The organism is Methylobacterium sp. Leaf465, assembly GCF_001424705.1.
In the GTDB taxonomy this organism is placed as follows: domain Bacteria; phylum Pseudomonadota; class Alphaproteobacteria; order Rhizobiales; family Beijerinckiaceae; genus Methylobacterium.
Genome location: NZ_LMRA01000001.1, coordinates 342275 through 368443, shown reverse-complemented (window position 1 = coordinate 368443; position 26169 = coordinate 342275). Strand labels below are relative to the sequence as shown.

The 26169-nt window shown below is 68.6% G+C and carries 20 protein-coding genes; 10 read left to right on the top strand and 10 right to left on the bottom strand.

Features of this window, described 5'->3' with window-relative positions:
- Window positions 1–72: 72 nt before the first annotated feature.
- Window positions 73–1062 (top strand): heparan-alpha-glucosaminide N-acetyltransferase, encoded by a 990-nt coding sequence (locus ASG51_RS01615; RefSeq protein WP_156389521.1) that lies wholly within the window; start codon window positions 73–75, stop codon window positions 1060–1062.
- Between the two features lie 26 nt (window positions 1063–1088).
- On the opposite strand, the gene efp is transcribed toward ASG51_RS01615, so the two are convergent.
- Window positions 1089–1655: an elongation factor P gene (gene efp / locus ASG51_RS01610; protein ID WP_056211320.1), complete on the bottom strand. Its 567-nt coding sequence runs from the start codon at window positions 1653–1655 to the stop codon at window positions 1089–1091.
- Window positions 1656–1837: 182 nt separating this feature from the next.
- Here efp and epmA point away from each other — a divergent pair, with 182 nt between their 5' ends.
- The 3 genes from epmA (at window position 1838) to ASG51_RS01595 (ending at window position 4504) form a co-directional block, all read left to right on the top strand.
- Window positions 1838–2890, top strand: a complete 1053-nt coding sequence (gene epmA / locus ASG51_RS01605; RefSeq protein WP_056378607.1) for an EF-P lysine aminoacylase EpmA — start codon at window positions 1838–1840, stop codon at window positions 2888–2890.
- The gene (locus ASG51_RS01600) at window positions 2887–3939 is read left to right on the top strand and encodes a lysine-2,3-aminomutase-like protein (protein ID WP_056378605.1); all 1053 of its coding nucleotides are present in this window, start codon (window positions 2887–2889) and stop codon (window positions 3937–3939) included. The genes epmA and ASG51_RS01600 overlap by 4 nt, the downstream gene beginning before the upstream one ends.
- A 115-nt stretch (window positions 3940–4054) precedes the next feature.
- Window positions 4055–4504, top strand: coding sequence for a hypothetical protein (locus ASG51_RS01595; RefSeq protein WP_056211314.1), 450 nt, complete (start codon window positions 4055–4057; stop codon window positions 4502–4504).
- A gap of 3 nt (window positions 4505–4507) precedes the next feature.
- Here the strand turns inward: ASG51_RS01595 and ASG51_RS23055 are convergent, their stop codons facing one another.
- Window positions 4508–4900, bottom strand: coding sequence for a phage holin family protein (locus ASG51_RS23055; RefSeq protein ID WP_082487734.1), 393 nt, complete (start codon window positions 4898–4900; stop codon window positions 4508–4510).
- Window positions 4901–5001: 101 nt separating this feature from the next.
- The gene (locus ASG51_RS01585) at window positions 5002–6426 is read right to left on the bottom strand and encodes an SNF2-related protein (RefSeq protein WP_056378603.1); all 1425 of its coding nucleotides are present in this window, start codon (window positions 6424–6426) and stop codon (window positions 5002–5004) included.
- A 182-nt stretch (window positions 6427–6608) separates the two neighbouring features.
- On the opposite strand from ASG51_RS01585, the gene ASG51_RS01580 reads away from it, so the two are divergent.
- The gene (locus ASG51_RS01580; protein ID WP_244480038.1) at window positions 6609–7250 is read left to right on the top strand and encodes a hypothetical protein; all 642 of its coding nucleotides are present in this window, start codon (window positions 6609–6611) and stop codon (window positions 7248–7250) included.
- A 6-nt stretch (window positions 7251–7256) separates the two neighbouring features.
- On the opposite strand, the gene ASG51_RS01575 is transcribed toward ASG51_RS01580, so the two are convergent.
- The gene (locus ASG51_RS01575; RefSeq protein WP_056378601.1) at window positions 7257–9311 is read right to left on the bottom strand and encodes a nitrate- and nitrite sensing domain-containing protein; all 2055 of its coding nucleotides are present in this window, start codon (window positions 9309–9311) and stop codon (window positions 7257–7259) included.
- A 485-nt stretch (window positions 9312–9796) separates the two neighbouring features.
- Between ASG51_RS01575 and uvrA the strand changes: the two genes are divergently transcribed.
- The 3 genes from uvrA (at window position 9797) to ASG51_RS01560 (ending at window position 15077) form a co-directional block, all read left to right on the top strand.
- The gene (uvrA, locus tag ASG51_RS01570; RefSeq protein ID WP_056378599.1) at window positions 9797–12772 is read left to right on the top strand and encodes an excinuclease ABC subunit UvrA; all 2976 of its coding nucleotides are present in this window, start codon (window positions 9797–9799) and stop codon (window positions 12770–12772) included.
- A 511-nt stretch (window positions 12773–13283) separates the two neighbouring features.
- Window positions 13284–14243 (top strand): transporter, encoded by a 960-nt coding sequence (locus ASG51_RS01565; protein ID WP_056211306.1) that lies wholly within the window; start codon window positions 13284–13286, stop codon window positions 14241–14243.
- A 255-nt stretch (window positions 14244–14498) separates the two neighbouring features.
- The gene (locus ASG51_RS01560) at window positions 14499–15077 is read left to right on the top strand and encodes a fasciclin domain-containing protein (protein ID WP_056354159.1); all 579 of its coding nucleotides are present in this window, start codon (window positions 14499–14501) and stop codon (window positions 15075–15077) included.
- A gap of 94 nt (window positions 15078–15171) precedes the next feature.
- Here the strand turns inward: ASG51_RS01560 and hflX are convergent, their stop codons facing one another.
- From hflX to ASG51_RS01540, 4 genes are all read right to left on the bottom strand, one after another.
- Window positions 15172–16584 (bottom strand): GTPase HflX, encoded by a 1413-nt coding sequence (gene hflX / locus ASG51_RS01555; protein WP_056378597.1) that lies wholly within the window; start codon window positions 16582–16584, stop codon window positions 15172–15174.
- 113 nt (window positions 16585–16697) lie between these two features.
- Entirely contained in the window at window positions 16698–16952 is a 255-nt protein-coding gene (hfq, locus tag ASG51_RS01550; protein WP_009866358.1) for an RNA chaperone Hfq, read from the bottom strand.
- A gap of 154 nt (window positions 16953–17106) precedes the next feature.
- Window positions 17107–18477 (bottom strand): sigma-54 dependent transcriptional regulator, encoded by a 1371-nt coding sequence (locus ASG51_RS01545; protein ID WP_056211300.1) that lies wholly within the window; start codon window positions 18475–18477, stop codon window positions 17107–17109.
- Window positions 18474–20747: a PAS domain-containing sensor histidine kinase gene (locus ASG51_RS01540; protein ID WP_056211298.1), complete on the bottom strand. Its 2274-nt coding sequence runs from the start codon at window positions 20745–20747 to the stop codon at window positions 18474–18476. The genes ASG51_RS01545 and ASG51_RS01540 overlap by 4 nt, the downstream gene beginning before the upstream one ends.
- 299 nt (window positions 20748–21046) lie before the next feature.
- Between ASG51_RS01540 and ASG51_RS01535 the strand changes: the two genes are divergently transcribed.
- Both ASG51_RS01535 and oxlT read left to right on the top strand, forming a co-directional pair.
- Window positions 21047–22645, top strand: a complete 1599-nt coding sequence (locus ASG51_RS01535) for a gamma-glutamyltransferase family protein (RefSeq protein ID WP_056378595.1) — start codon at window positions 21047–21049, stop codon at window positions 22643–22645.
- Window positions 22646–22744: 99 nt separating this feature from the next.
- Complete coding sequence (gene oxlT, locus ASG51_RS01530) at window positions 22745–24019, top strand: oxalate/formate MFS antiporter (protein ID WP_056272485.1); 1275 nt, start codon at window positions 22745–22747, stop codon at window positions 24017–24019.
- 72 nt (window positions 24020–24091) lie between these two features.
- Here the strand turns inward: oxlT and ASG51_RS01525 are convergent, their stop codons facing one another.
- Together ASG51_RS01525 and ntrC are read right to left on the bottom strand one after the other, a co-directional pair.
- Window positions 24092–24700 carry a DUF6886 family protein gene (locus tag ASG51_RS01525; RefSeq protein ID WP_244480037.1) on the bottom strand — a complete coding sequence of 203 codons (609 nt, stop codon included), beginning with the start codon at window positions 24698–24700 and terminating at the stop codon, window positions 24092–24094.
- Window positions 24697–26160, bottom strand: a complete 1464-nt coding sequence (gene ntrC / locus ASG51_RS01520) for a nitrogen regulation protein NR(I) (RefSeq protein WP_056354145.1) — start codon at window positions 26158–26160, stop codon at window positions 24697–24699. The genes ASG51_RS01525 and ntrC overlap by 4 nt, the downstream gene beginning before the upstream one ends.
- Window positions 26161–26169 lie beyond the last annotated feature (9 nt).

Here is a 26169-nt window from a genome sequence, read left to right as displayed (position 1 = left end):
GGAAAAGCTGCGACGTCTGTCATCGACCCTGGACCGTCGCGACGGCTCGGGATCGATGCTAGGGCCTGCGCGATGATGCGCCCGCCCCCCTCCTCCGCTGCGCCCCGCTTCCGGTACGCGGCCCTCGATGTCACGCGCGGCATCGCCCTCGTGGCCATGGCGCTCTACCATGCCACCTGGGATCTCGGGGCGGTGCGTCTCACGCCCGAAAACTATGCGCTGACGCCGTCGGGCCGTCTCGCCGCACACGGCATCGCCGGAAGCTTCCTGCTCCTCGTCGGGATCGGGCTCGTGCTGATGAACGGCGAGCGCTTCGCGGCGCGGCCGTTCGTTCTGCGGCTGGCCCGGATCACCGGTGCAGCGCTGCTCGTGACCGTCGCGACGGTCGTCACCGATCCGTCCAGTTACATCTTCTTCGGAATCCTGCACTGCATCGCCGTATCGAGCGTGCTGGCGCTGCCCTTCGTGCGGGTCCTGCCGCGCTGGGCTTCGGTTCTCGCCGCGGCGCTCGTCCTGGCAGGGCCGCACCTGATCTCGGGCGGGATCCTCGATGCGCCGATGCTGTCCTTCCTGGGACTCGGGCGCGCCATGCCGCAGACTAACGACTACGTACCGCTGTTTCCCTGGTTCGGACTGGTTCTCGCCGGTGTCGCGACGGCCCTGTACGGCCTGGCCGCCGTCCGCCGCTCGCGGCTCGCGACCTGGACGCCCACCGGCCGCCTTGCGCGGGGGCTGGCCTGGGCCGGGCGCCACAGCCTAGCGATCTACCTGATCCACCAGCCGATCCTGATGGGACTTTTCTTGGGGCTGGTGACCGTGACGGGCCCGCACCCGCAGGCGGGAGTGGCCGAATTCCGAGCGCTCTACGTGCGCAACTGCGTCGCGACGGGGGGCGAGACACAGGCCTGCACCCGCGCGGCGGCCTGCGTCTCTGATGCGTTCCGCCGGGAAAACCTCTGGGCGGACCGGCCGCGCAGCTTCACCGCCGAGGAGCGCCTGCGGGCCCAAGGCCTGTCGCAGGGCTGTTACGAGGCAGCGGAGGGAACGGCGCCGGCTCCGTGAATCCGGCTCGCGATCCTCCGGTGCGGTCAGTCCTTGGCGCGCTCCACGTAGGAGCCGTCCTCGGTCATGATCACCACGCGGGTGCCGACGGCGATATGCGGCGGCACGGCGGTACGAACGCCGTTGGAGAGGATCGCGGGCTTGTAGGACGAGGAGGCCGTCTGGCCCTTCATCGCCGGCTCGGTCTCGGTGACTTCGAGGACGACGCGCTGCGGCAGATCGAGGGTCAGCGCCACGCCGTTATGAGTCGAGACCATCACGGCCATGCCTTCCTGAAGGTACGGGGCGGCATTGCCGACGACGTCCTTGGGGATCGCGACCTGATCGTAGTTCTCGGGGTTCATGAAGTGGAAGCCCTCGCCGTCCTCGTAGAGGAAGGTGTGCTCCCGGTCCTCGACGAAGGCGCGCTCGACCGATTCGGTGGTGCGGTAGCGCTCGGACACCTTCACGCCATCGGTGATGCGGCGCATGTCGAGCTGGGTCACCGGGGTGCCCTTGCCGGGGTGGATGTTCTCGACCGTCAGGATGACGTAGAGCTTGCCATCCTTGTCGACGACGTTGCCCTTGCGGAGCGTAGAGGCGATCACCTTCACGGGGTCTGGTCCTGCTGTGTTCGTTGAGAAAAACGACTCGGCACCCCGACGCGGATCTCTCCGCGGGAGCGACATCTTGGCTCCGCCACTAACCTATCCGCGCCACCGTTGCCAGTCGCTCCGCGAGACGCCACTCCCGAGACGTCGATTCCAGGTCTGAAGCAGGTCGCAAAGCTCGCCGCATGAACACCCCCTCCCCCTGGTGGGCGCCCCATCGCCACGCCGACCGCCGGCCAGCCCTGATGGTGCGCAACCGCATCGTCGCGGCCTTCCGAGCGCATTTCGCGGCGGCCGACTTCGTCGAGGTCGAGGCGGCCGCGCTGCAGGTCTCGCCCGGCAACGAGGCCCATCTCTCGGCCTTCGCCACCGAGGCCCTGGGTCCGGACGGCGCGCGGCAGGCGCTCTACCTCCACACCTCGCCGGAATTCGCCTGCAAGAAGCTCCTGGCCGCCGGCGAGCCGCGCCTCGTCAGCTTCGCCCGTGTCTACCGTAACCGCGAGCGGGGGCCCCTGCACCACCCGGAATTCACTATGCTCGAATGGTACCGGGCCGGGGCCGACTATACCGCGCTGATGCGCGACGGGGCCGAGCTCCTGGCGCTCGCAGCGGAGACGGCGGGGGTCCCGACGCTGCGCCATCGCGGTCGCACGGCCGATCCCTTCGCGAAGCCCGAGCGGGTGACCGTGGCGGAGGCCTTCGCCGCGCGTGCCGGCATCGACCTCCTCGCCACCATCGATGCCGACGGCACCACCGACCGTGCGGCGCTCGCGGCGGCCGTGTCCGGGGCCGGGCTCCGGGTCGCCGCTGACGACACCTGGGCCGACCTGTTCAGCCGGGTCCTAGTGGCGCGGATCGAGCCGCATCTCGGGCTCGGGCGCCCGACGATCCTGTGCGAGTACCCCGTAAGCGAAGCCGCCCTGGCCCGGCCGAGCCCGCGCGACCCGCGCGTGGCCGAGCGCTTCGAGCTCTATGCCTGCGGCGTCGAACTCGCCAATGCCTTCGGCGAGCTTACGGATGCCGAGGAGCAACGCCGGCGCTTCACGCTCGAGATGGCCGAGAAGGCGCGCGTCTACGGCGAGTCCTATCCCATCGACGAGGATTTCCTCGACGCCCTGGCGATCATGCCGGAGGCGAGCGGAATCGCCCTCGGTCTCGACCGCCTCGTCATGCTGGCGACCGATGCCCGCCACATCGAGGATGTGCTCTGGACGCCGGTGGTGGGGCCGGCGCGATGAGTCCGTCCCTGCGTCGGCCGGCCGACCTCGCCCGCGTCGGGCTCGTTGCCCCCGCCGACCTTCCGGCCCTGGAGGCCGTGGCGGCCCGCTATGCCGTCTCCGTCACCGCCGACATGGCCGAGCTGATTGATCCGCACGATCCGGCGGACCCGATCGCCCGGCAGTTCCTGCCCCGGGTCGAGGAATTGCAGACGCAGGATCAGGAGGCGGCCGACCCCATCGGCGACGGGGCCCACAGCCCCCTGCCCGGCCTGGTCCATCGCTACCCGGACCGGGTGCTCCTGAAGCCGCTGCATGTCTGTCCGGTCTATTGCCGCTTCTGCTTCCGGCGCGAAATGGTCGGGCCGGAGGGCCTCGGGACCCTGGGCGAGGCCGATCTTGCCCGGGCTCTCGCCTACATCGCCGAACGGCCCGAGATCTGGGAGGTCGTGGTCACCGGGGGCGACCCCTTCGCCCTGGCGCCGCGCCGGCTGGCCCAGATCGCCGCCGCCCTCGCGGCGATCCCGCACGTGCGGGTGTTGCGCATCCACACCCGGGTTCCGGTGGTGGACCCCGGCTCGGTCGGCGCGGAGCTCATCGAGGCCCTGAAGCGATTCGAGGGGGCGGTGTTCGTCGCGCTGCATGCCAATCACCCGCGCGAGTTCACCCCGGCGGCCTGCGCGGCCGTGGCGCGCCTCGTCGATGCCGGCATCCCGATGGTGAGCCAGACGGTACTGCTCGCCGGGATCAACGACGATCCGGAGACCCTGGCCCTGCTGATGCGGCGCTTCGTCGAGAACCGGATCAAGCCCTACTACCTGCATCACGGCGACCTCGCACCCGGGACCAGCCACCTGCGCACGGATCTCGGCGCGGGCCGCGACCTCGTCCGGGCGCTGCGCGGACGCCTCTCGGGTCTCGCCCAGCCCCTCTACGTGCTCGACATCCCGGGCGGGCACGGCAAGGTCCCGGCCGGGCCCGATTATCTCGCCGAAGCCGGCGTCGGATGGCGGGTGACCGACCCGCAGGGAGCCGTCCACGATTATCCGCCCAAGGCGTGCGAGCCGTGAAGCGGCAGGTGCGTTGACACGCCTCCGGCGCCAAGCTTTTGATGCGAAAGCGGTGTCGTGGGACGGTCCGGCCAGATCCGGGTGCCGCCCATTTTGAAAGTCTTCGGGGAGCCGGATGGGTGTGTTTCAGGAGTTCGTCGGGCGCTTCTCTCAGACCATGGGCGCCTATCTGGGCGACCGGGCGCTGATGGAGGCGGCGGTCTCGGCCTCGGCCAACGTCATCCTGGCGGATTACGAGATCGACGAGGAGGAGATCGAGGTCGCGCTCGCCGGCATGCGGTCCAATCCAATCCTCGAGCGCGGCTACGACACCCTCAAGCTTGAGGCCGAGCTGTTCGAGGGGATCGCCCGCGCCCGCACCCGCGCCGGCCGCGCCGAGAACCTGCACTTCGTCGCCGCCATCGCGGAGCGCGAGATCGCCCAGCGCACCAGCGTGTTCCTGATCGCCGCGGACGTCGCCGACCAAGCCGGAATCAGCGAGCCGGAGCACGCGGCCCTGGCCGAGATCGCCGCGGCGCTCGGCGTGGACAAGGACGCCTTGCTCGGCTCCGTCCGGAAGGCCTGAGGTTCAGTCGGCGACGCGGCTGGCCACCAGGGCGGCGTCCTTCTCCACCTGGCGCTCGAAGCGACGCGGCAGCAGGTTGGAGCGGTCCATCCGGCGCAGGCCCAGGACCATCAGGACCAGGGCGATTCCAGCGAAGGGCGCCCCGACGATGAGCGCCGCCAGGATTTCCGACCCGATCAGGGCGGCGATGCCCTTCACCAGTGCCACGAACAGCATCACCAGGGCGGCGACCACGAGGGTGAGCGCGGTGCCGAACCGGGCGACGAGGCCGAGGATCGCGCGGATGTTCCCGTCCGTCTCGCGCCGCATCAGCTCGAGTTCCTGGCCGACGAGGTCGCCGCCATGGCGCAGGCCCTCGCTGATCAGGCGGCCAAGGCTCGGCGTCGGTCGTGCCATCGGGACGGTCCTCCTCGTTGGGGGTAGGCGCCCCGGCGAGACGGGACCCTGATGGCCACAACCGTGGCGGTTCGATCCCGTTCCAACGGAACGAGGCCGACCTAGGCCGCCTCGCCGGCCTGCACCTCGGCGATGGCCTGGGCGATCGCGTCGATCAGCCTGGTGTCCTCGCCCGCCATGGCGTCCATCGAGGCCATGCGGCCGACGACGGTGGCGGCGATGCTCTCCTCCACCGTGCCCTCGGCGAGGGCGTAGTAGATCGTCGCCTGCTGTCCGTCCCGGTGGCAGCGGCCCTCGATCTGCGTCAGCTGGATCGCGCTGTGGCGCAGGTCGTGGACGATGAGCGCGCGCGGCTTCTCGCCCCCCGGCAACTCGTGGGCATGCAGGGAGATCGATTCCGTCACGGTGAAGATGACGGCGTCGAGCCCGCCGGTCTGGAAGGCGAGCCGTACGGCCTCGTTCGCCTCGCCCGACTGCGTGCCCGTGATCGCGTCGGCCCGCCAGCCCGCCGCCCGCATCGCCTCGACCAGCGCGGAAGCCGTCTCCAGGAAGGCCACCGAGATCGCTACCGCCTGGCCGTCCTCCATCAGGAGGTCGGCAAAGGCCGTGGTGCCCGAGACCCGGAGCAGACTCGCCTTCTGGCGGAATCGCAGGTCCGCCGCCCAGCCGGCCGGCTTGCGGGTGCTGCCACCGAGGAGGCCCCATTCCCGGCGGAACTCGCGCCAGGTCGCGTCGTAGAGGCGGCGTTCGGACGGCGTGAGGGCGACCGCGCTCAGGGCGCGCTGCACCTCGGGCCACCCGGCGATGTCGCCGGGGCGCCGGCGCAGGCCGATCGCCCCCTCCCCCTTGAACAGCAGGTCGGCCATCACCGTGCAGTCGCGTGGGTTCGCGTCCCAGGACCAGTTGGTCCAGCGGCCCTTGGCCCGGCCGATCCCGAGGTGCTGCATCAGACCTCGGAAGTCCGCCAGGGTCGCTGTGGGCTGGCCCGCGGCCTCACCCAGCAGGCGCCCGAGATAGGAGAGCTCGTGCGGGGCCTGGCCGGCGGTGGCGCTGAGATAGATCGTGAAGGCGGCCGCCTCCGCGATCTGCTGGCAGACGAGGCTCTGCTGGGCGTACGGGTTCCGGATCCGGTGACTCTCGTCGAAGACCACCAGGGACCAGGTCCGCTTCGGTGTGCCATGCCGGGCGAGCGCATTGTTCTTTGCCCGGGTCGAGCGCCGGTTGCTGGCGGGAGGCGGCGCCATCAGCGCCTTGGTGCGCTCGTAATTGGTGAGCGTCACCGCCTTCTCGCCGAGATGCGCCAAGGCGATCGTGCGCCGCCACTGGGGCATCGCGCCCTTGGGACAGACGATGAGGACATCGCGCTCGGGCATGGCCGCGACCGCGCTCCAGACCGACAGGGTCTTGCCGAGGCCGGTCGTGTCGCCGAGCAGAAATCCTGTCCGGCCGGCAGCACGTGCAGCCAGGATCGCGTCGCGCGCCGAACGCTGATGCGGGCGCGGAACCAGGTGTTCACTGGCAACCATCAGGCGACCGGTCCGCGGATGCGATCCGAGCCGGATTTTTTTCCATTCTCGGCTGCGAAAGCAGGCTCGCGAAGTCTTGGCACAGCCCTCACCATCTTTTGAAAAACTCGGAACTGTTCAGGTTGTGCTTTTGTTAAGGGGTCATCTCGGCGCGCCGTCGGGCGCCTCACCCGGAGACATCGATGCCGACGATCCCGTTCTCCGCAGCCACGCGCATTGTCGCCGCTCCCGTTTTCGGACTGATGATGCTCACGCTTCCGGCGTGCGCTCAGAGCGCCGATGGCGGCCTGTTCGACCTGCTCTTTGCGCCCGCACGGCCGGCCCAGCAAGCCGCGCCCGCGCCCGTGGCCGATCCCGGCTTCGACTATCAGCAGGCCCGTCGCTCGATCCGAAAGGCCACGCGCCAGCGTCCGAAGATCCGCTACGCCGCGCTTCCCAAATCTGAGCCCCTGCAGATCAAGGTCACGGACCGCCAGACTCCGCTCGACATGAAGGCTGGCCCCGCGGCCGCCTTCATGAAGGACGAGACCCTCCGCCCCGGGGATATCGTGGTGATGAAGGACGGCGCGAAGGTCTTCACCGGGCGGCCCGACGACCGGCACACCGTTCGCGACTTCGAGAGCGTCGGGCGCTCCGACTTCGTCGATCGGCGCACCCGCAACCAGCTCGCCGCGATGATGCTGCCGATCGGCGCTCTTCCAGCGGATCAGGCCCGCAAGATGATGGCGCAGGCGCGCAAGGTGATGCCCGCGAGCGTCGACCAATCCGTGAAGCCGGAATTGACGGCGATGCGCGTCATCAACCCCTGGAAGACCAACCCGTAGGGCGGATCAGGCTGCCCGGACCGTGACCAGGAAGCCGTCGACTTCCCGGCGCAGGGCCGAGGCCTGACGGGCGAGATCGCTCGCCGCGGTAAGCACCTGCGCCGACCCGCTACGGGCTGATTCCGCCGCCTCGCGGACACCGACGATGTGGCCGGATACGGCCCGGGTGCCCTCGGACGTCAGGACCGTGTTGCGGGCGATCTCCTGCGTGGCCGCTTCCTGTTGGTCGACGGCCACCGAGATGTCCTCCGAGATCCGACTCAGGCGTTGGATGACGTCGGTGATTCCACCGATGGCCGTCACGGACGCGTCGGTCGATTGGGCGATCTCGCCGACCTTCGCGGCGATCTCTTCGGTGGCCCTGGCTGTCTGGGTCGCGAGGCTCTTCACCTCTGCGGCGACGACCGCGAATCCGCGCCCGGCCTCGCCGGCTCGGGCCGCCTCGATGGTGGCGTTCAGCGCCAGGAGGTTGGTCTGGGCCGCGATACTGGTGATCAGGCCGACGATCTCGCCGATGCTGCTCGCCGCTTGGGCCAGGCGATGGACATCCTCCGCCATCCGCGCTGCATCGCGCTCCGCCTCACCGGCGACCGCGCTCGAGGCCTCGACGCGGTTGCCGATCTCCCGCACCGAGGCGCTGAGCTCCTCCGTGGCTGCCGCCACGGTGTCGGCCGTGGCCGCGGTTTCCGCCGAGGCTGCGGCCACGGACCCACTCAGGGATGACGTGTCGGTCGCGGCCTGGGTGAGGGCATAGGCCGCCGTTTCGAGCTGGATCGCGGAGGCCGACACCGCCTCGACGATCCCGCTGGCCTGGGCCTCGAAGCGATCGGCCAGTGCCACCATCTCGGCGCGGCGGGCCGCCGCGGCGTGGGCGGTGAGGTGGTCGGCTTCCGTGGCGATGCGCCGGCGCTCGACCACGCTGGCCTGGAAGTCGACGGCCGCTGCCGCGATGGCGCGAACCTCGCGGGCGCCGTTCTGCAGGATAGGGCCGGCTTCCTCGCCTCGGCCGATGGCTGTCAGGGAGGCGGCGATGCGGGTGAGCGGACGGGCGATGGCGGTCCCGAAGGCGAAGGCGAGGCCGCACGAGAGGACCAGGATCGCGAGTCCCACGGCCATCCAGACCAGGACGCTCCGCTCGGCATCGGCGCGGGCTGCTCCGGCGGCGGCTCCGAGATCCGCGGTGAGCCGGTCCTCGATCGTCTTGAGCGTATCGATGCGCTCGGTCGCGAGGCGGAACCAGGCGGGCGCATCGGTGAAGGCGAGCGGCGTGCCGGGGGGCGTGTCGAGAACGAGGCGGCGGAGACGATCGATCTCCCGGGCCGCGGGCGCAGCCTTGCCGGCATCGAGGAGGGCCACCTGTTCCGGCTCGGCCCCGAGGCGGAACAGGGCTTCGTAGGTGCCCTGGCCCGCGCTCAGACCCGCCAGGCGCTCGTGGCCTGCAAGATCGATCTGGCCGGCGCCGAAGATCGCCGAGGCCGCGGCCCGCTCCTGGCCCGCCAGTTCCTTGAGGGCGAGGAACGACGAGTAGGAACTGATGCGGGCGGCGAGATCGGCGCTGGCGGCGACCTGGGAAACCTCGCGCACTAGGTCGAGCGCGTTGGCGATCACCCCCGAATAGAGCCCCATGTTCTGAGCCGGCGTGCGACCGAGCCCGTCGACCGCCGCGCGGTGGGGGACGATGGCCGCCAGCTGCTCGGTCAGCGTTGCATTGCGACGGGCGACGCCGGCTCCTAAGGCGGGGAGGTCGAGGCCGGCCCGGCCCGCGTCCAGGGCTGCCCGGGCGGCATCGGTCCGCAGGCGCTGCGCATCGAGTTCGGACCGAAACTTGGTCCCCTTGGCGGCGAGATAGAGGCTCGATGCCCCGCGCTCCCGCTGGGCTTCGTGCACCAGGGCGCTGATCTGGCCCGCCATGCCGACGAGGTCTTGCACATGGACCATCCGGGTCCGAGCATTCATCCGCTCAGTGATGGCAAGGCCCACGACCATCGCAAACGCAAGACATGGAGCGAGGGCAACCAGAAGAATCCGAATGCGCAGCGATGAAAAAAGACCGGCGGACATCACATGAAACCTGCTTCGAAACGCTGCGGCACTGTCGGAGCAGCCGGTAAAAGTTGTGTTTCAAATTTATCTTATGATCAATTTTTGGTCGGTCCCTTCAATTTTTAGGCAGGGCGGGTCGGGAGCTTCAGCGAACCATCCAGTTGCTTTGTGACTCCGGCTCGCTCACGCGACCGCTGGACCGCGAAGCAACTGATCCGTCTGCGGAAGCGGCAGGGGGCGGCCCAATCCTGCGGCCGAAGCCGCGGGGGCCGCGTCTTCCAAACCTTCGGCAGCGAACTCCCTCACTGCCACTCGGTGCGGTCGCGGCAGCCGAAACCTCTGCCGGAAGGCCGCGATATTGTCCGCGTACGCTTTTTGTTCTAGCTGAAGAGCGGCTATGCGTGGCGCGCGCCTTGCCCGACGCGGTGGTGCGCCCGACATGCCGCTGGGGCTCCGGTCGAGTCCCGACGAGTTCCGCGCCGAAGACGTTCCGAAGAGACTCCATGGCCAAAGCCAAAGCCGCTGCCAAGACATCGCAAGCCGAGGCCGAGCGGGTCGAAGCCAAGATCGAGGCGCTGTTCGACGGGGCTCGCGACGCGCGGGTCATCTCGGTGCGCGGCGCGCGCGAGCACAATCTGAAGAACATCGACCTGACGATTCCCCGCGATCGCCTCGTTGTCTTCACGGGTCTGTCCGGTTCCGGTAAGTCGTCGCTCGCCTTCGACACCATCTACGCCGAGGGCCAGCGCCGCTACGTCGAATCCCTCTCGGCCTACGCGCGCCAGTTCCTGGAGATGATGTCGAAGCCCGATGTCGACCAGATCGACGGGCTCTCGCCGGCGATCTCCATCGAGCAGAAGACCACCTCGAAGAACCCGCGCTCGACGGTCGGCACCGTCACCGAGATCTACGACTACATGCGCCTGCTCTGGGCGCGGGTGGGCATTCCCTACTCGCCCGCGACCGGGCTGCCGATCGAGAGCCAGACCGTCAGCCAGATGGTGGACCGCGTCCTGGCCCTGCCGGAGAAGAGCCGACTCTACCTCCTGGCACCGGTGATCCGTGGCCGAAAGGGCGAGTACCGCAAGGAGATCGCCGAGTTCCAGAAGAAGGGCTTCCAGCGCCTGCGGATCGACGGCGAGTACTACGCCATCGACGACGTGCCGAAGCTCGACAAGAAGCTGAAGCACGACATCGACGTGGTGGTGGACCGGATCGTGGTGCGGGCGGACATCGCGGCGCGGCTGGCCGATTCCTTCGAGACCGCCCTGGAACTCGCCGACGGCATCGCCCTGATCGAGTTCGCCGAGACGCCGGAGGGCGCGGCGCCGCGGGAGGCCATCACCTTCTCGTCGCGTTTCGCCTGCCCCGTCTCCGGCTTCACCATCGCGGAGATCGAACCGCGGCTCTTCTCGTTCAACAATCCCTTCGGCGCCTGCCCGACCTGCGGGGGCATCGGCCACGAGATGCGGATCGACCCGGAGCTCGTGATCTCGGATGCCAAGCTCAGCCTGAAGCGCGGTGCCGTCGGTCCCTGGGCGAAGTCGACCTCTCCCTATTACGGCCAGACCCTCGACGCGCTGGCCCGCCACTTCGGCTTCAAAACCACGGTCGCCTGGGCCGATCTGCCGACGAAGGCCCGGGACGTGATCCTGTCCGGCACCGGTTCTGAATTGGTCCGCTTCGCCTACGACGACGGCATGCGCGCCTACGAGGTGAACAAGCCCTTCGAGGGCGTCATCCCGAACCTGGAGCGGCGCTACAAGGAGACCGAGAGCGACAGCTCGCGCGAGGAGATCGCGCGCTTCATGAGCGAGACGCCCTGCGCCACCTGCGGCGGCAAGCGCCTGAAGCTCGAAGCGCTCTCGGTCAAGATCGCGATGCAGGATGTGGGCGAGATCACCGCCCTCTCGGTCCGAAATGCCCATGCATGGTTCTCGGAGCTGCCGGGCAAGCTCACCGAAAAGCAGAACGAGATCGCCTACCGGATCCTCAAGGAGATCCGCGACCGGCTGACCTTCTTGATCGATGTCGGGCTCGAGTACCTGACGCTGGCGCGCGGCTCCGGCTCGCTGTCCGGCGGCGAGAGCCAGCGCATCCGTCTGGCCTCCCAGATCGGCTCCGGGCTGACCGGCGTGCTCTACGTGCTGGACGAGCCGTCCATCGGCCTGCACCAGCGCGACAACGAGCGCCTGCTCGGCACGCTGAAGCGCCTGCGCGACCTCGGCAACTCGGTGATCGTGGTCGAGCACGACGAGGACGCGATCCTGCAGGCCGACTACGTCGTGGATGTCGGCCCGGGCGCCGGCATCCATGGCGGACGGATCATCGCCCAGGGCACGCCCGAAGAGGTGCTGAAGAACCCGGATTCGCTGACCGCCAAGTATCTCACCGGCGAGATGAGCGTGCGGGTGCCGACGGCGCGTCGCAAGGGACGGAAGGGCACGCTCAGCCTCGTCGGGGCCCGGGGCAACAACCTCAAGAACGTCTCGGTCGACATCCCGCTCGGCACCTTCACCTGCATCTCGGGTGTCTCCGGCGGCGGCAAGTCGACCCTGATCATCGACACGCTCTACAAGGCGGTGGCGAAATCCCTGAACGGTGCCCTGGAGCACCCGGCGCCCTTCGAGCGGCTCGACGGGCTGGAGCATCTCGACAAGGTCATCGACATCGACCAGTCGCCGATCGGCCGGACCCCGCGCTCCAACCCCGCCACCTACACCGGCGCCTTCACGCCGATCCGCGACTGGTTCGCGGGCCTGCCCGAGGCCAAGGCGCGCGGCTATCAGGCCGGGCGCTTCTCCTTCAACGTGAAGGGCGGACGCTGCGAGGCCTGTTCCGGCGACGGCGTCATCAAGATCGAGATGCACTTCCTGCCGGACGTCTACGTCACCTGCGACGTCTGCAAGGGCCGCCGTTACGACCGCGAGACCCTGGAGGTGAAGTACCGCGACCACTCGATCGCCGACGTCCTCGACATGACCGTCGAGGAAGCCGCCGATTTGTTCAAGGCGGTGCCCACCATTCGCGAGAAGATGGAGACCTTGGCCCGGGTCGGCCTCGGCTACGTCAAGGTCGGGCAGCAGGCGACCACTCTGTCGGGCGGTGAGGCGCAGCGGGTGAAGCTTTCGAAAGAGCTGTCCAAGCGCGCCACAGGCCGCACGCTCTACATTCTCGACGAGCCGACGACGGGACTGCACTTCCACGACGTCGCCAAACTCATGGAGGTGCTCCACGAGCTCGTCGACCAGGGCAACACCGTGGTGGTGATCGAGCACAACCTCGAAGTCATCAAGACCGCCGACTGGGTCATCGATATGGGACCCGAAGGCGGCGACGGCGGTGGCGTCGTCGTGGCCCAAGGAACGCCCGAGCAGATCGCCAAGTCGCGGGCGAGCCACACGGGTCGATTCCTGCGAGACGTCCTCGCGCGTCGGCCGGTCGCGGCGCCCGCGAAGGGTCGGGCCGCCGCCGAATAGCGCATCGGGACGACGCGATACCCGGCGATTCGCCGGGTCGACCGATCCGAACCGGTGGCGCAACGCATCAACCCGCCGGTCGGGAGCCCGGTCCGACCCGACCGAGCGCGCCGGACTGCGCAATGGTCCGCGGGCGGTTGCCGGATCGTCCTGGGACGGAACCGTAACCATAACAGCTTGAGTGTTCAGCGGTATTTTGCCGTTCCAGGTCTTCGCGGAGGCGCGAAGACGTCGGCCAACCTGCTCAAAAGGTTAACAAATCCTTCCGCTGCACTGCACCGAAAATGCGACTTTTGCGCAACGGTCGGATCCGAACTGCCCCGTTTCCAAGCATTCCTCTGTCCTTCCGCGGCGTCCTGTAGAATAGTTCTCGACGTTGAGACTTGAGAACGGGCCGCAAGGGGGGCCGCCGGATCCACTGCAAACAAGCTGCGAACAAGCGGCGCATCGGCAGAATGGTTCGGACGGCTGCGTGGCGGACGCCTGAAATCCTTGGGAAGGAAGAGTAAAAATGTCGAAGAACTGGCTCGTTGCCGGAGCGCTCGCGCTCACGGTCGGCATGACCGCCACCGCATCCTACGCGCAGACCACGACGGTTCCGGGCGAGCAGGTCGGCCTGGCCACCGGCGCCCCGCTGCCCGAGGGCATCTATGCGCTGAACACGTTCGTCTTCCAGTCGCGGGACAATCCGTCGGCCGTCGACGTCGGTGTGAACGTCCCGGTGCTGGTCTGGTCGACCCCGTTCGTTCCCTTCGGCGGCCGCGTCGAGCTCCTCGTTGCTCCCCCCACCGTGTTCGCCTTCGGCAAGCGCGGCGGCCCCACCGGCGTGCGTGATCTGTCGATCAACGTCGGTACCTTCGTGGGCGGCATCTGGGCCTTCGATCTCGGCGGCGGCTTCGGCGTCAGCTTGCTCGGCGGTGTCTACCTGAACGAGCTGAACGGCGACCGCGGCGTTCTGGTGCAGAACAACGGTGTCCTCGGCGCCGGCGCCGTGCTCCCGCAGCTCTCCTCGAACACCTACCGCGCCGGCATCGCAGGCAGCTACACGGCTGATGGCTGGAACATCACCGCCAACCTGACCGCCAACTTCTACGACTCGCCGTCGTCGTTCGGTGGTGGCCGGAACTTCGGTACCGTCTACACCCTGTCCGACTCGCTCAACCTCGACCTGACCGCGACCAAGAAGTTCGGCAAGTTCGAGATCGGCGCCATCGCCTACGGCACCGTCAACTTCGACACCAGCCTCGGTCGGGTCGGCACCGTCAACGCCGCCTTCAACGATCGCGGCCGGTTCCTGATGGGCGGCCTCGTCGGCTACGACTTCGGGCCCGTCACCGCGCAGGTCTACGTCGCCCGTACCGTCGCGACCACCAGCTTCGACAGCACCGAGATCTCGGGCCGCCTGATCGTTCCGCTGTACTCGCCGACCCCGGTTGCCGCCGCTCCCGCGCCGATCATCCGCAAGTACTGATCCGACGTCCGGCGGCGGGGCCTGGCCCCGCCGCAGAGGGGATCGCGCAAAGCCCGTCCGACACCTGTCGGACGGGCTTTCGCGTGTTCGGCGACAGAGACCGCTCCGAGAGGGGATTCGAGCCGGTGCCTCGCGGGTAAGAGAAACCCCGTCCGCCCTTCAAGCAATCCGCCGGCGTCTGAAACTTTATCCGACCGTCCTCCGTACCGGACGATGATGCCCACGAAGGGGCAATCGTTCCAGAGGATACGCTCCATGATCACGCGTCACGCCCGTCGCCCGGTGGCTTCCAAGATCGCCGCCGTCGTGCTCGCCTTCTCCGTCGGCGCCACCTTCCCGGTCGCGGCCTTCGCCAAGAACCCGATGGTCGGCGGTGCGCCGATGTACGCCTCGAAGAACATCGTCGAGAACGCGGTGAACTCGAAGGACCACACCACCCTGGTCGCCGCCGTGAAGGCCGCCGGCCTCGTCGACACCCTGGCCAGCCCCGGCCCGTTCACGGTGTTCGCGCCCACCAACGCCGCCTTCGCCAAGCTGCCGGCCGGCACGGTCGAGACCCTGGTGAAGCCCGAGAACAAGGCGACCCTGACCAAGATCCTGACCTACCACGTGGTCCCCGGCACCTACACGGCCAAGGATCTGATGAAGCTCGCCAAGGATGGCGGCGGCGAAGCGCAGTTGAAGACGGTCGAGGGCGAGCCGCTGACCGTCCAGACCAAGGGCAAGAAGGTCTATGTGACCGACGCCAAGGGCAGCACCGCCACCGTCACCACCGCCAACGTGATGCAGTCGAACGGCGTCATCCACGTCATCAACGGCGTGCTCCAGCCCTGATCGTTTCGGGCCCTCGGCGCCACTGACGGAAACGCCCGTGATCCGGAAGGATCGCGGGCGTCACGCGTTCAGGGACGAGCCGTCGGAAAGGTCGTCAACTCACCCGATTGAGGCGGCGCGCGCCCTCGAAGCGGTTCAGGAAGCGCGGCTCCTTCTCGGGCGCGATGCGGATGGCGAGGTGCATCGTGCCGCCCTCCTCTTCGCGCCGGTCGAGCACCTCGGCATTCTCGTAGAGCCAGTGCAGGGCGGCGCCGTCCTCCGGCGGCAGGACCACCGCGAAGGTCGAACGCTGGCGCGCAATCCGCGCTTCGATGCGCGCCGTCAGGACACCGAGCCCCTCCCCCGTCAGGGCCGAGACCAGCACCGGGGCATCGCTGTCCCGATCGCTGCGGCCCTGTCCGCTGAGATTCAGGAGGCGGGTTCGCTCATCCGCATCGAGGAGATCGGCCTTGTTCCAGACCTCGATGATGCGCGAGGCCGAAGTCTCGATCCCGAGCTCGCGCAGAACGGAGCCCACATCCTCCGCCTGGGCGGCGCTGTCCACGTGAGACACGTCGCGGACATGGAGCAGGATGTCGGCGTGGATCACGTCCTCCAGGGTCGCCCGGAAGGCTGCGATCAGGGAGGTCGGCAGCTCCGAGATGAAACCCACGGTGTCGGAGAGGATCACGGTCTCGCCGTGCGGCAGCTTCGTCGCCCGCGCCGTCGGGTCCAGGGTCGCGAACAGCATGTCCTGCGCCATGACCTGGGCCTTGGTGAGAGTGTTGAACAACGTCGACTTGCCGGCATTGGTGTAGCCCACGAGGGCCACGATCGGGTAGGGCACCCGTGCCCGGCTCTGTCGGTGCAGGCCGCGGGTGCGGGTCACGCTGTCGAGCTCGCGCTCGATCTTCGTCATCCGTTCCTGGATCATGCGCCGGTCGGCCTCGATCTGCGTCTCACCGGGACCGCCGAGGAAGCCGAAGCCGCCGCGCTGGCGCTCCAGGTGGGTCCAGGATCGGACGAGGCGGCTCTTCTGGTAGGCGAGATGGGCATGCTCGACCTGCAGCGTGCCTTCGCGAGTCGAGGCGCGCCGGCCGAAGATCTCCAGGATCAGGCCGGTGCGGTCGATGACCTTGCAGCCGAAGGCCTTCTCGAGGTTGCGCTGCTGCACCGGCGACAGGGCGCAGTCCATCACCACGAGACCGATCTCGCGGGCGCGAATCACGTCGGCCAGCTCCTCGACGCGTCCCTTGCCGAGATAGGTTGACGGGCGGATCCGCTGCACCGGCGCCACGATGGCTTCGACGACGTCGAGCTCGATGGCGGCCGCGAGCCCGGCGGCCTCGTCGAGGCGCGCCTCGGTCGAGCGCAAGGTTTCCGGGCTGCCGTCGGAATTGCCTCGGGCGGCGGCGGCGCGCCCGAGATAGGGTCCGACGACGAGGGTGTGGGTTGCCGCCGCGATGTCACCCTCGGGGGCGGCCATCGCCTGGAGCCGGGCTTCGCCGGGCGTCATCGGTTCAGTCATGAAGTTCTTTGTTCAACCCTGTCCTGCGTGTCTTCAGGACAATGGGCGCTTGCCGGCCCCAGACAAGGGCGCGGCAAACCTTTCCGGCCGGACGGATGCAGTTTCCCGCGCGCTCAGGCCTTGTCCGGCGCCGTTTCGTCGGGCTCGAACAGCTGCACCGGGTGCCCCGGCATGATCGTCGAGATGGCGTGCTTGTAGACGAGCTGAGAATGGCCGTCCCGCCGCAGGAGCACGCAGAAATTGTCGAACCACGTCACCACGCCCTGAAGCTTGACGCCGTTCACGAGGAAAATCGTGAGCGGAATCTTGTTCTTGCGAACATGGTTCAGGAACGTGTCCTGGAGGTTCTGAGCGCGCTCGCCCGCCATTTTTTCTTATCCTTGGTTCGCATCGCCGCCCGCCGTAATGACGGGTTCTCGTCCGTTGGTCTCGCATGCCCCGACGCGCTACGCAGCAGGGCGACGGTGCGGGAACATTACACGTGTATCGCGGTCACGATGCAAGTGCATCGCCGCGGTGTTCTCAGGGGCCGATCCCGAGCGACTTGAGTTTTCGGTGGAGTGCGGAGCGCTCCATGCCGATGAACTCCGCCGTGCGGGAGATGTTGCCGGAGAATCGGGCGATCTGCGCGATCAGGTACTCACGCTCGAAGATCTCGCGGGCCTCGCGGAGCGCCAGGCTCATCAGCTTCTCGCCGCCCGACCCGTTCGGCGTCGTCGGCACCAGGGCGCCGATCTCGGTGGGCAGCATCTCGGAGGTCACTTCCTGATCCGGATCCGTGTGGGTCAGGATCATCAGGCGTTCGACGTTGTTGCGCAGCTGGCGGACGTTGCCGGGCCAGTCGTGCGACTGGAGGACCGCCATGGCGTCCTCGGCGATGCGCCGACGCGGCAGGCCGGTCGCGCCCGAGATCTGCTCCATGAAGAAGGTGATCAGTTCGGGCACGTCCTCGCGGCGCTCCGACAGGGATGGCACCCGGATCGGCACCACTGAGAGGCGGTGGAACAGGTCCTCCCGGAAGCGGCCCCCGGCGATCTCCTCGGCGAGATCGCGCGACGAGGACGAGATGATGCGGACATCCACGTGCACCCGCGTCGTGCCGCCGACGCGCTGGAAGTTCTGATCGACCAGGACGCGCAGGATGCGGTTCTGGGTCTCGCGCGGCATGTCTGCGACTTCGTCGATGTAGAGCGACCCGCCATGGGCCTCCTCCAGGGCACCGACCCGGCGCGCCCGGCCCTCCCCCGCCTCGACGCCGAACAGCTCGGCCTCCATCGTGTCCGGTGTGATGGTGGCGGCGTTGATGACCACGAAGGGCCCGTTCGCCCGGGCCGACAGGGCGTGGAGGGTGCGTGCCGAGAGCTCCTTGCCCGAGCCCGGTGCCCCGAGGATCATCACGCGGGCGTTGGTCGGTGCCACCCGCTCCACGGTCTGGCGCAGCTGGTTGACCACCACCGAGGCGCCGACGAGCCGGCTGGCCTGACCCGACCGGGCCTTGAGGTCGCGAACCTCGCGCTTGAGGCGCGAGGCTTCGAGGGCGCGCTCGGCCACCAGGATCAGCCGGTCGGCCTTGAACGGCTTCTCGATGAAGTCGTAGGCACCGGCCTTGATCGCCGCCACGGCGGTCTCGATGTTGCCGTGGCCCGAGATCATCACCACCGGCAGGTCCGGGTGGCCGGCCTTGATCTGGTCGAGCACCTGCAGGCCGTCGAGGCGCGAGCCCTGCAGCCAGATGTCGAGGAAGACGAGGTGGGGCCGACGGGACTCGATCGCCGCCAGGGCCTCGTCCGATCCGCCGGCGGTGCGGGTGCGATGGCCCTCGTCGTCGAGGATACCGGCCACGAGGTCGCGGATGTCGGCTTCGTCGTCGACGATGAGGATATCGGCGCTCATGACTGGATCTCCGCGATTGGGGGGGCCGTCCGCGCGGCGCCCTTCTCATCCTGCGCAGAGGGGTTGCCCTCCGGCGGCGTGTGGTTGGCTGAGTCTCGGACGGGGGCGGCGCTGGTGTCGCGCGGGACGCGCAGGCGTACGCGCCCTCCCCGACCTTCCGGATTGTCGTTCAATTCGATCCCGCCGCCATGCTCTTCGAGGACTTTGCTAACGATGGCCAGCCCCAGGCCGGTGCCACCCTCGCGGGTGGTCATATAGGGCTCCAGCAGCCGCTGGCGCCCCTCGATGGGAAATCCCTTGCCGTTATCCGTGACCTCGATGATCACGAACCCCTCTTCGAGGACGAGGCGCACGTCGACCTTGCCCTGGCCGAGTTCGGCCTCCGGCACGGCCTGCACCGCCTCGACGGCGTTCTTCAGGATGTTCGTGATCGCCTGGGACAGCAGGCGGATATCAAACGCGGCCAGGATCGGCTGATCGCCGTCCTCGCCGAACGAGAATTCCATGTCGGGATGCGCCACCCGCATCATGAACAGGTTCTGGCGCGTGATCTCGCTGAGGTCGTTCTGCGCGATGGCCGGCTTCGGCATCCGTGCGAAGGACGAGAACTCGTCGACCATGCGCTTGATCTCGTCGACCTGGCGCACGATCGTCGCCGTGCACTGGTCGAACACCTCCTTGTCGGTGGTGATGACCTTGCCGTACTTGCGCCGGATGCGCTCGGCCGAGAGCTGGATCGGGGTCAGCGGATTCTTGATTTCATGGGCGATGCGCCGGGCGACGTCCGCCCAGGCCGAGGTGCGCTGGGCCGAGACGAGATCGGTGATGTCGTCGAGGGTGACGACGAAGCCGCGGGCGCCGCCCTGAGCCTGCTCGCTGGTGACCCGAACGGTCACGGTGCGCTCGCGACCGTCCCGCGTGAGCTGGATCTGCTGCTGCAGGGTGCGCAGGCGCGCCTCGCCGCCCTCTGGGAACAGCGCCTGCAGCTCGGGTACCGCCTGGGTCAGGGGTTTGCCGACGATCGCGTCGGCCGAGAGCCCGAGGGTGCGCTCCACCGACGGATTGGCGATGGTGACGTGCCCCGCCGCGTCGACGCCGAGGACGCCGGGGGAGACGCCAGCCAGCACGGCCTCCGTGAATCGACGGCGCCGGTCGATGAGATCGCTGGCTGCCGTCAGACCGTCATGCTGGCGGCGCAACTCCTGCGTCATCTTGTTGAAGCTCTCGGACAGGTGCGCGAGGTCGCCGTCGCTCTTGCGGGCCGGGACCTGAGCGTAGAAGTTGCCCGAGGCGACCTGGTCGGCGGCGTTGATCAGGCGTCGGATCGGCGCGACGAAACGGTTGGCGAAGTTGAGGCCGAACCACACCGCCGAGAGCAGGGCGATCAGGGCGATCAGCACGAAGACCGAGGCGAAGCTGATCTGGATCGAGCGCTTCAGCGAGTCGTAGGTCAGGTACTCGGCGGCGGCCGCCCGCGACACGCCTGGGAACTCGATGGCGAGTTGGCTCACCTCGCGCTGCACCAGCAGCACGGCGCCGTCGTAGGCCGGCATCCGCAGGAGGGCGGCGAAGATGCGCCCTTCGCTCGGTACGAGGCAGATCGGATCGGTCGATTTCGCCGCGTCCTCGAAGGCCGCCGCCGAAGGTAGGCGGCGTTCCTTCAGGGTATCGATCTTGGCGCGCGCCACCACCTCGTTCGGGCCGCGCATGATCTCGGCCACCGGCAGGCCGAGGGCCGTGGCGCGGGTGGTGAGGAAGCTCTCGAACCAAGCGCGATTCACGTCGAAGTTCGGCCGCGCCCGGGTGAGGTCGTCGGCCAGGATGCGGATCTCGCGCGCCAGGCTCTGGCACTGGTTTTCCTGATAGGCATCCGCCACCTCGACGGATTTGAGAACCACGTCGCGGACCCGATCGGTGAAGCCGAGCGACAGGCCGCGATCGATGGTCACCGCCGCCACCACTGCGAGGAGCACGGTCGGCAGGATGGCGATCAGGCTGAACAGGCCGACGATGCGGGTGTGCAGGCGGGCCACCGCGGCATTCGTCCGCCGCGCGTAGAGGAAGACCCGCGCCTCCCAGGCGATGATCACCACGAGGCCGAGGACGAGGAAGACATTGATGCCGAGGAGGGTCAGTCCCACCGTCGGCGTCGGCGTGACCCGGATCACGCCGGCCAGGATCAGAAAGGTGGTGATGGCGGAGACCAGCGCCGTGATGACCACCAGCGCACCGATCAGGCCTGGGCCGCGCGGCGGGGGACGCACCGTCATGGGTGATCGGTCGGTCCCGCCGGTCTCCGCCGGATCGGCGGAGCCCGAACCCTCCCGGGAGGCCTTGGAATTGTGGGACGAGCGGAGCCACGGCATTGCTGATGCGTCGCCACAACAGTGTGGCGAAATTAATACGAATTGGGCACGGAGGAGGGTCGGAATCTTCTAAAAGGCGAGGCGCCGCTTGGGCCCGAAGCCGCCGTCTGCGCCGGTGGGCCCGGCGCCCAGACCAGCCCGACAACGATCGACGCCCCGTGTAAATACATTATCCTTCAGCGCATCCTCACGCAGAGATCACCATGTCCAACACCCCCGTCTTCGCTTCGGCCGCGGTCGCGGCGCCCCACCGCCTCGCCGCCCAGGCCGGGCAGCACGTCCTGGCGCAGGGGGGCAACGCGATCGAGGCGATGACGGCCATGGCCGCCGCCATCGCGGTGGTCTACCCGCACATGAATGGGATCGGCGGCGACGGCTTCTGGCTGGTACGCGAACGCGGCGGGCGGGTGCGCGGTATCGAGGCTTGCGGCCCGGCCGGCCAGAACGCCACGATCCGGCGCTACCGGGAGAAGGGCTACGAGGTCCTCCCGTCCCGGGGCCCGGATGCGGCGCTCACCGTGGCGGGCGCCATCGGCGGCTGGCGCCTCGCCCTCGACCTGTCGAAGGCGCTGGGTGGCCGCTTACCCCTCTCCACCCTGCTCGCCGACGCGATCCGCCATGCCCGGGACGGCGTCGCGGTCTCGCCCTCGGAGGCGCGCTACGTCCCGAAGGAGCTCGACACGCTCCACGACCAGCCGCACTTCGCGGAGACCTTCCTCGACGGCGGCAAGCCGTTCGCGGCCGGCGCCCTCCGCAAGCTGCCGGCGCTCGCCGGCACCCTGGAGCAACTGGCCCATGCGGGTCTCGACGACTTCTACAAGGGTGACCTCGGGCGCGAGATCGCCGCCGACCTCGACCGCCTCGAAACGCCTGTCACCCGGGCCGACCTCGAAGCCTATGCGCCCCGCGAACGCGCGCCGCTCGCGATCCGCCGCCGGGATGCCATGCTCTACAACTTCCCGCCGCCCACCCAGGGCATCGCCGCGCTGTTGATCCTCGGCATCTTCGACCGCCTTCGGATCGACCGGCCCGAGACCACCGCGCATTACCATGGGCTGATCGAGGCCACGAAGCGCGCCTTCGCGATCCGCGACCGGATCGTGACCGACTACGATCGGCTGGCCGTCGACCCCGCCAGCTTCCTGACGCCGGAGCGCATGGACCGCGAGGCGGCACAGATCGACATGCGCCGGGCCGCGAGCGTGCCCCTGCGCAACCTCGGCGAGGGCGACACCGTCTGGATGGGCGCCATCGACCGCGACGGTCTGGCAGTGTCCTACATCCAGTCGATCTACTGGGAATACGGCTCCGGCATCGTGTTGCCGAAGACCGGCATCCACTGGCAGAACCGGGGGACCTCGTTCTCCCTCGACGCCACGGCGGTGAACCCGCTGGAGCCTGGCCGTCGCCCGTTCCACACCCTGATTCCGGCCCTCGCCTGCTTCGACGACGGCCGCGTGATGTCCTACGGCAGCATGGGCGGCGACGGGCAGCCGCAGTTCCAGTCGCAGATCTTCGCGCGCTACGCCGATTACGGGATGGACCCGGCGGCCGCTGTCGACGCGCCGCGCCTTCTCTACGGCCGGACCTGGGGGGCCGAATCCCTCACCGTGAAGGTGGAGGACCGCTTCGACCCGGCCTGCATCGCCGCGCTGCGCAAGCTCGGACACGAGATCGAGGAACTCGGCGGCGCCTACATCGACTCCCTCGGCCATGCCGGCATGCTCGTGCGTCACGCAAGCAACGGCGCGATCGCCGCGGTCCACGATCCGAGATCCGACGGTGGTTCGGAGGGGCTGTAACTTCCCCTGATCTTCGCGGCTGGGTTGCGTCATAAGACGAGATAGAGCAACGACTTGGCACCATCCTTGCGAAGGCCGGTCCATCGCAAGGAGCGAATAATGGATACGACCCTTTCCCGCCAACGCTGGCTGCAACTCGGCCTCGGGCTGATCGCCATGATGGCGATCTCCAGTCCGCAATACGTCTGGACGCTCTTCACCAAACCGCTGATCGCGACGACCGGCTCGACGCTGCCGCAGATCCAGTGGACCTTCACGATCCTGATCGTGCTGCAGACCTTCTTCTCGCCGGTACAGGGCTACCTAATCGATCGGTTCAGCCCCAAGCTGATGATCGCGCTGGGGGCCGCCCTGTCCGGCCTCGGCTGGGTCCTGGCTGCCCGGGTCGACACCCTGCTGGGTGTCTACGCCACCTATGGGCTGTTCTGCGGCCTCGGCACCGGCATCGTCTATGTCGGCATCGTCGGCCTGATGGTGAAGTGGTTTCCCGACCGGCGCGGCTTCGCCGTCGGCGTGGTCGCGGCCGGTTACGGCATGGGCGCCATGCTGAGCACCTTCCCGATCAGCGACATGCTCACCGCATCGGGCTACCGTCACACGCTCACGGTGTTCGGCATCGTGCTCGGAGCGATCGGAGCGCTCGCGGCCCTCGGTCTGCGCGCACCGCGCGCCGGTGAGGTTCTGCCGCCCCCGGCCGTCAACCTGTCGACCTGCGTCCACGACACCCCCCCGCGGGTGATGCTGCGGACGCCGCTGTTCTGGCTGATGTTCGTGATGATGACGATGATGTCGACCGGCGGCCTGATGGTGGTGGCCAACTTCGCCTCCTTCGCCCGCGACTTCGGTGTCGCCGATGCGATCATCTTCGGCTTCGTTGCCCTGCCCTTCGCGCTGACCTTCGACCGCATCACCAACGGCCTGACCCGCCCGTTCTTCGGCTGGGTCTCCGACAAGATCGGTCGCGAGAACACCATGGGCATCGCCTTCGCGGCCGAAGCGGTGGCGATCGCCCTGCTCCTGGTGTTCCGCGAGAACGCCTACGCCTTCGCGCTGCTCTCCGGCGTGGTGTTTTTCGCCTGGGGCGAGATCTTCTCGCTGTTCCCCTCGATCCTCACCGACACGTTCGGCACCAAGCATGCCACGACGAATTACGGCTTCCTCTACATGGCCCAGGGCATCGGCTCGCTCTTCGGCGGCCCGATCGCGGCTTGGATCTACGCCGTGCAGGGATCGTGGCTGCCGGTCTTCGCGATCATCATCACCCTCGACGTGCTGACCGCGATCCTCGCCTACTTCGTGCTGAAGCCGATGCGTCGGCGCTGGCTCGACGGAAGCGTCGAACCGGTGCTCGTGGGCAAGCCCGCCATGGCCTGATAGGCGACACAGCGAGAGCGCGGCGGCGACGCGGACGGGGCAACCCGTCCGCGTTTCGCTGGGCCGGGATCGTCAGGGCCAATGGGCGATCGGCCGAGGCGGTCCGCCCTCGGGGGGTACCCAATCCTGTGCGTTCCGGAGGCGAATGCCGCTGGCGTGCAGGCTCGATCGCCAGATCGGCGCGAGCGGGGTGAGACGGGGCAGCATGCGAAGCTCCAAACCCGCCCAAGCCATTGCAGCCGGCAGATCGGGGAGGCTGTCACGGCTGTCCGGAATGACAGCGCGCCGCGAGACCCAGGTGCCGGGATCTCCGGCAGGCTCGAACGCTTCGGATGGCATCGCGTAGCGGTGGAGCGTCCCGGATCGGATCCGGTCCATCCAGGCTTCCTCCACATAGGCGACGGCGCGGCCCGCGACGTCCCCGAACCAGGTCCGCCGGTCCTCCGGCGAGGTCTCGGCGGTCGGCCAGATCACGATCCGGGGACAGTCGCGGGGGAAGAGGTAGAGCAGGCTGTGGGCGGCGTCGATCGCCCAGACCAGGGGGCCGTTCAGCCAGGCCCGGTCCGGACCGCGATCGATGGGGACCCGAACGGGACGCGGCACGAAGAGCCGGATCGCCGGATCCTCGCTGAAGTGGAACAGGCCGGGTGCGCGCCCCGCGGCGTCGCCCGGGCGGGTCACCGCGCGTTGCGGAAGACCTGCAGGTCGAGGTCTCGGACCTTCTTGCGCAGGGTGTTGCGGTTCACGCCCAGCAGCTCCGCCGCCCGGATCTGGTTGCCGCGGGTGGCGGCCAGCGCCGCACCGATCAGCGGCCCTTCGATCTCGCGCAGGATGCGGTGGTACAGGCCCGGCGGAGGCAGCGTGTCCCGGTATCCGCTGAAATACTCGGCGAGGTGGCGCTCCACCGCCCCCGACAGCGTCTCGGCCTCGCCGGGTGGCTTGCGGGCGCCGGCCGCGCCGTTCGGCTGGCTCTGGGCCAACGGCAGGGTGTCGAGCTCGGCCTCGATGACGGGCCCGGTGATCGTCTCCTGCGGGTAGAGGGCCGCGAGGCGCCGGACGAGGTTCTCCAACTCGCGGACATTGCCGGGCCAGCGATAGCGCTTCAGCCGCTCCATCGCCTCGCCGTCGAGCTGCTTGCGGCTCAGGCCCTCGCGCTCCACCAGGATGAAGAAGTGGCGGATGAGGTCGGGCACGTCCTCGGAGCGCTCGCGCAGGGCCGGCAGGCGCAGGGGCACCACGTTCAGCCGGAAGAACAGGTCCTCGCGGAAGATGCCCTGCTGGATCGAGACCCGCAGGTCCTTGTTCGTCGCTGCGATGATGCGGACGTTGGTCTTGATCGGCACCCGGCCGCCGACGGTGGTGTACTCGCCCTGCTGCAGCACGCGCAGGAGGCGGGTCTGCGCCTCCATGGGCATGTCGCCGATCTCGTCGAGGAACAGCGTGCCGCCCTCGGCCTGCTCGAAGCGGCCGGCCGAGCGCGACAACGCGCCTGTGAAGGCTCCCTTCTCATGACCGAACAGCTCGGATTCGATGAGGTCGCGCGGGATGGCGGCCATGTTCACTGGCACGAACGGGCCGGTCCGGCGCCGTCCGTAATCGTGCAGCGCCCGGGCGACGAGCTCCTTGCCGGTGCCGGACTCGCCGGTGATCATCACGGTGAGGTCGGTCGGCATCAGCCGGGCCAGCGCCCGGTAGATCTCCTGCATGGCCGGCGAGCGCCCGACCAGGGGGATGTCCTCGTTGCCCGGGTCGGCCCCGGCGGGTGCGGTGCCGCGCGGACGGGACAGGGCGCGCCCAACGATGGCGATCAGCTCCTTCAGGTCGAAGGGCTTGGGCAGGTATTCGTAGGCACCCCGCTCGGACGCGCGGATCGCCGTCATGAAGGTGTTCTGCGCACTCATGACGATGATCGGCAGCTCCGGCCGCACCCGCTTGATGCGCGGCAGCAAGTCGAAGACGTTCTCGTCCGGCATCACCACGTCGGTGATGACGAGGTCGCCCGCGCCTTCGGCGACCCACCGCCAGAGGGTGGCGCAATTGCCGGTCGAGCGGACCTCGTACCCGGCCCGCGACAGGGCTTGGTTGAGGACGGTGCGGATGGCGGCGTCGTCATCCGCGACGATGATGTGTCCGTTGGGCATGACGCGACT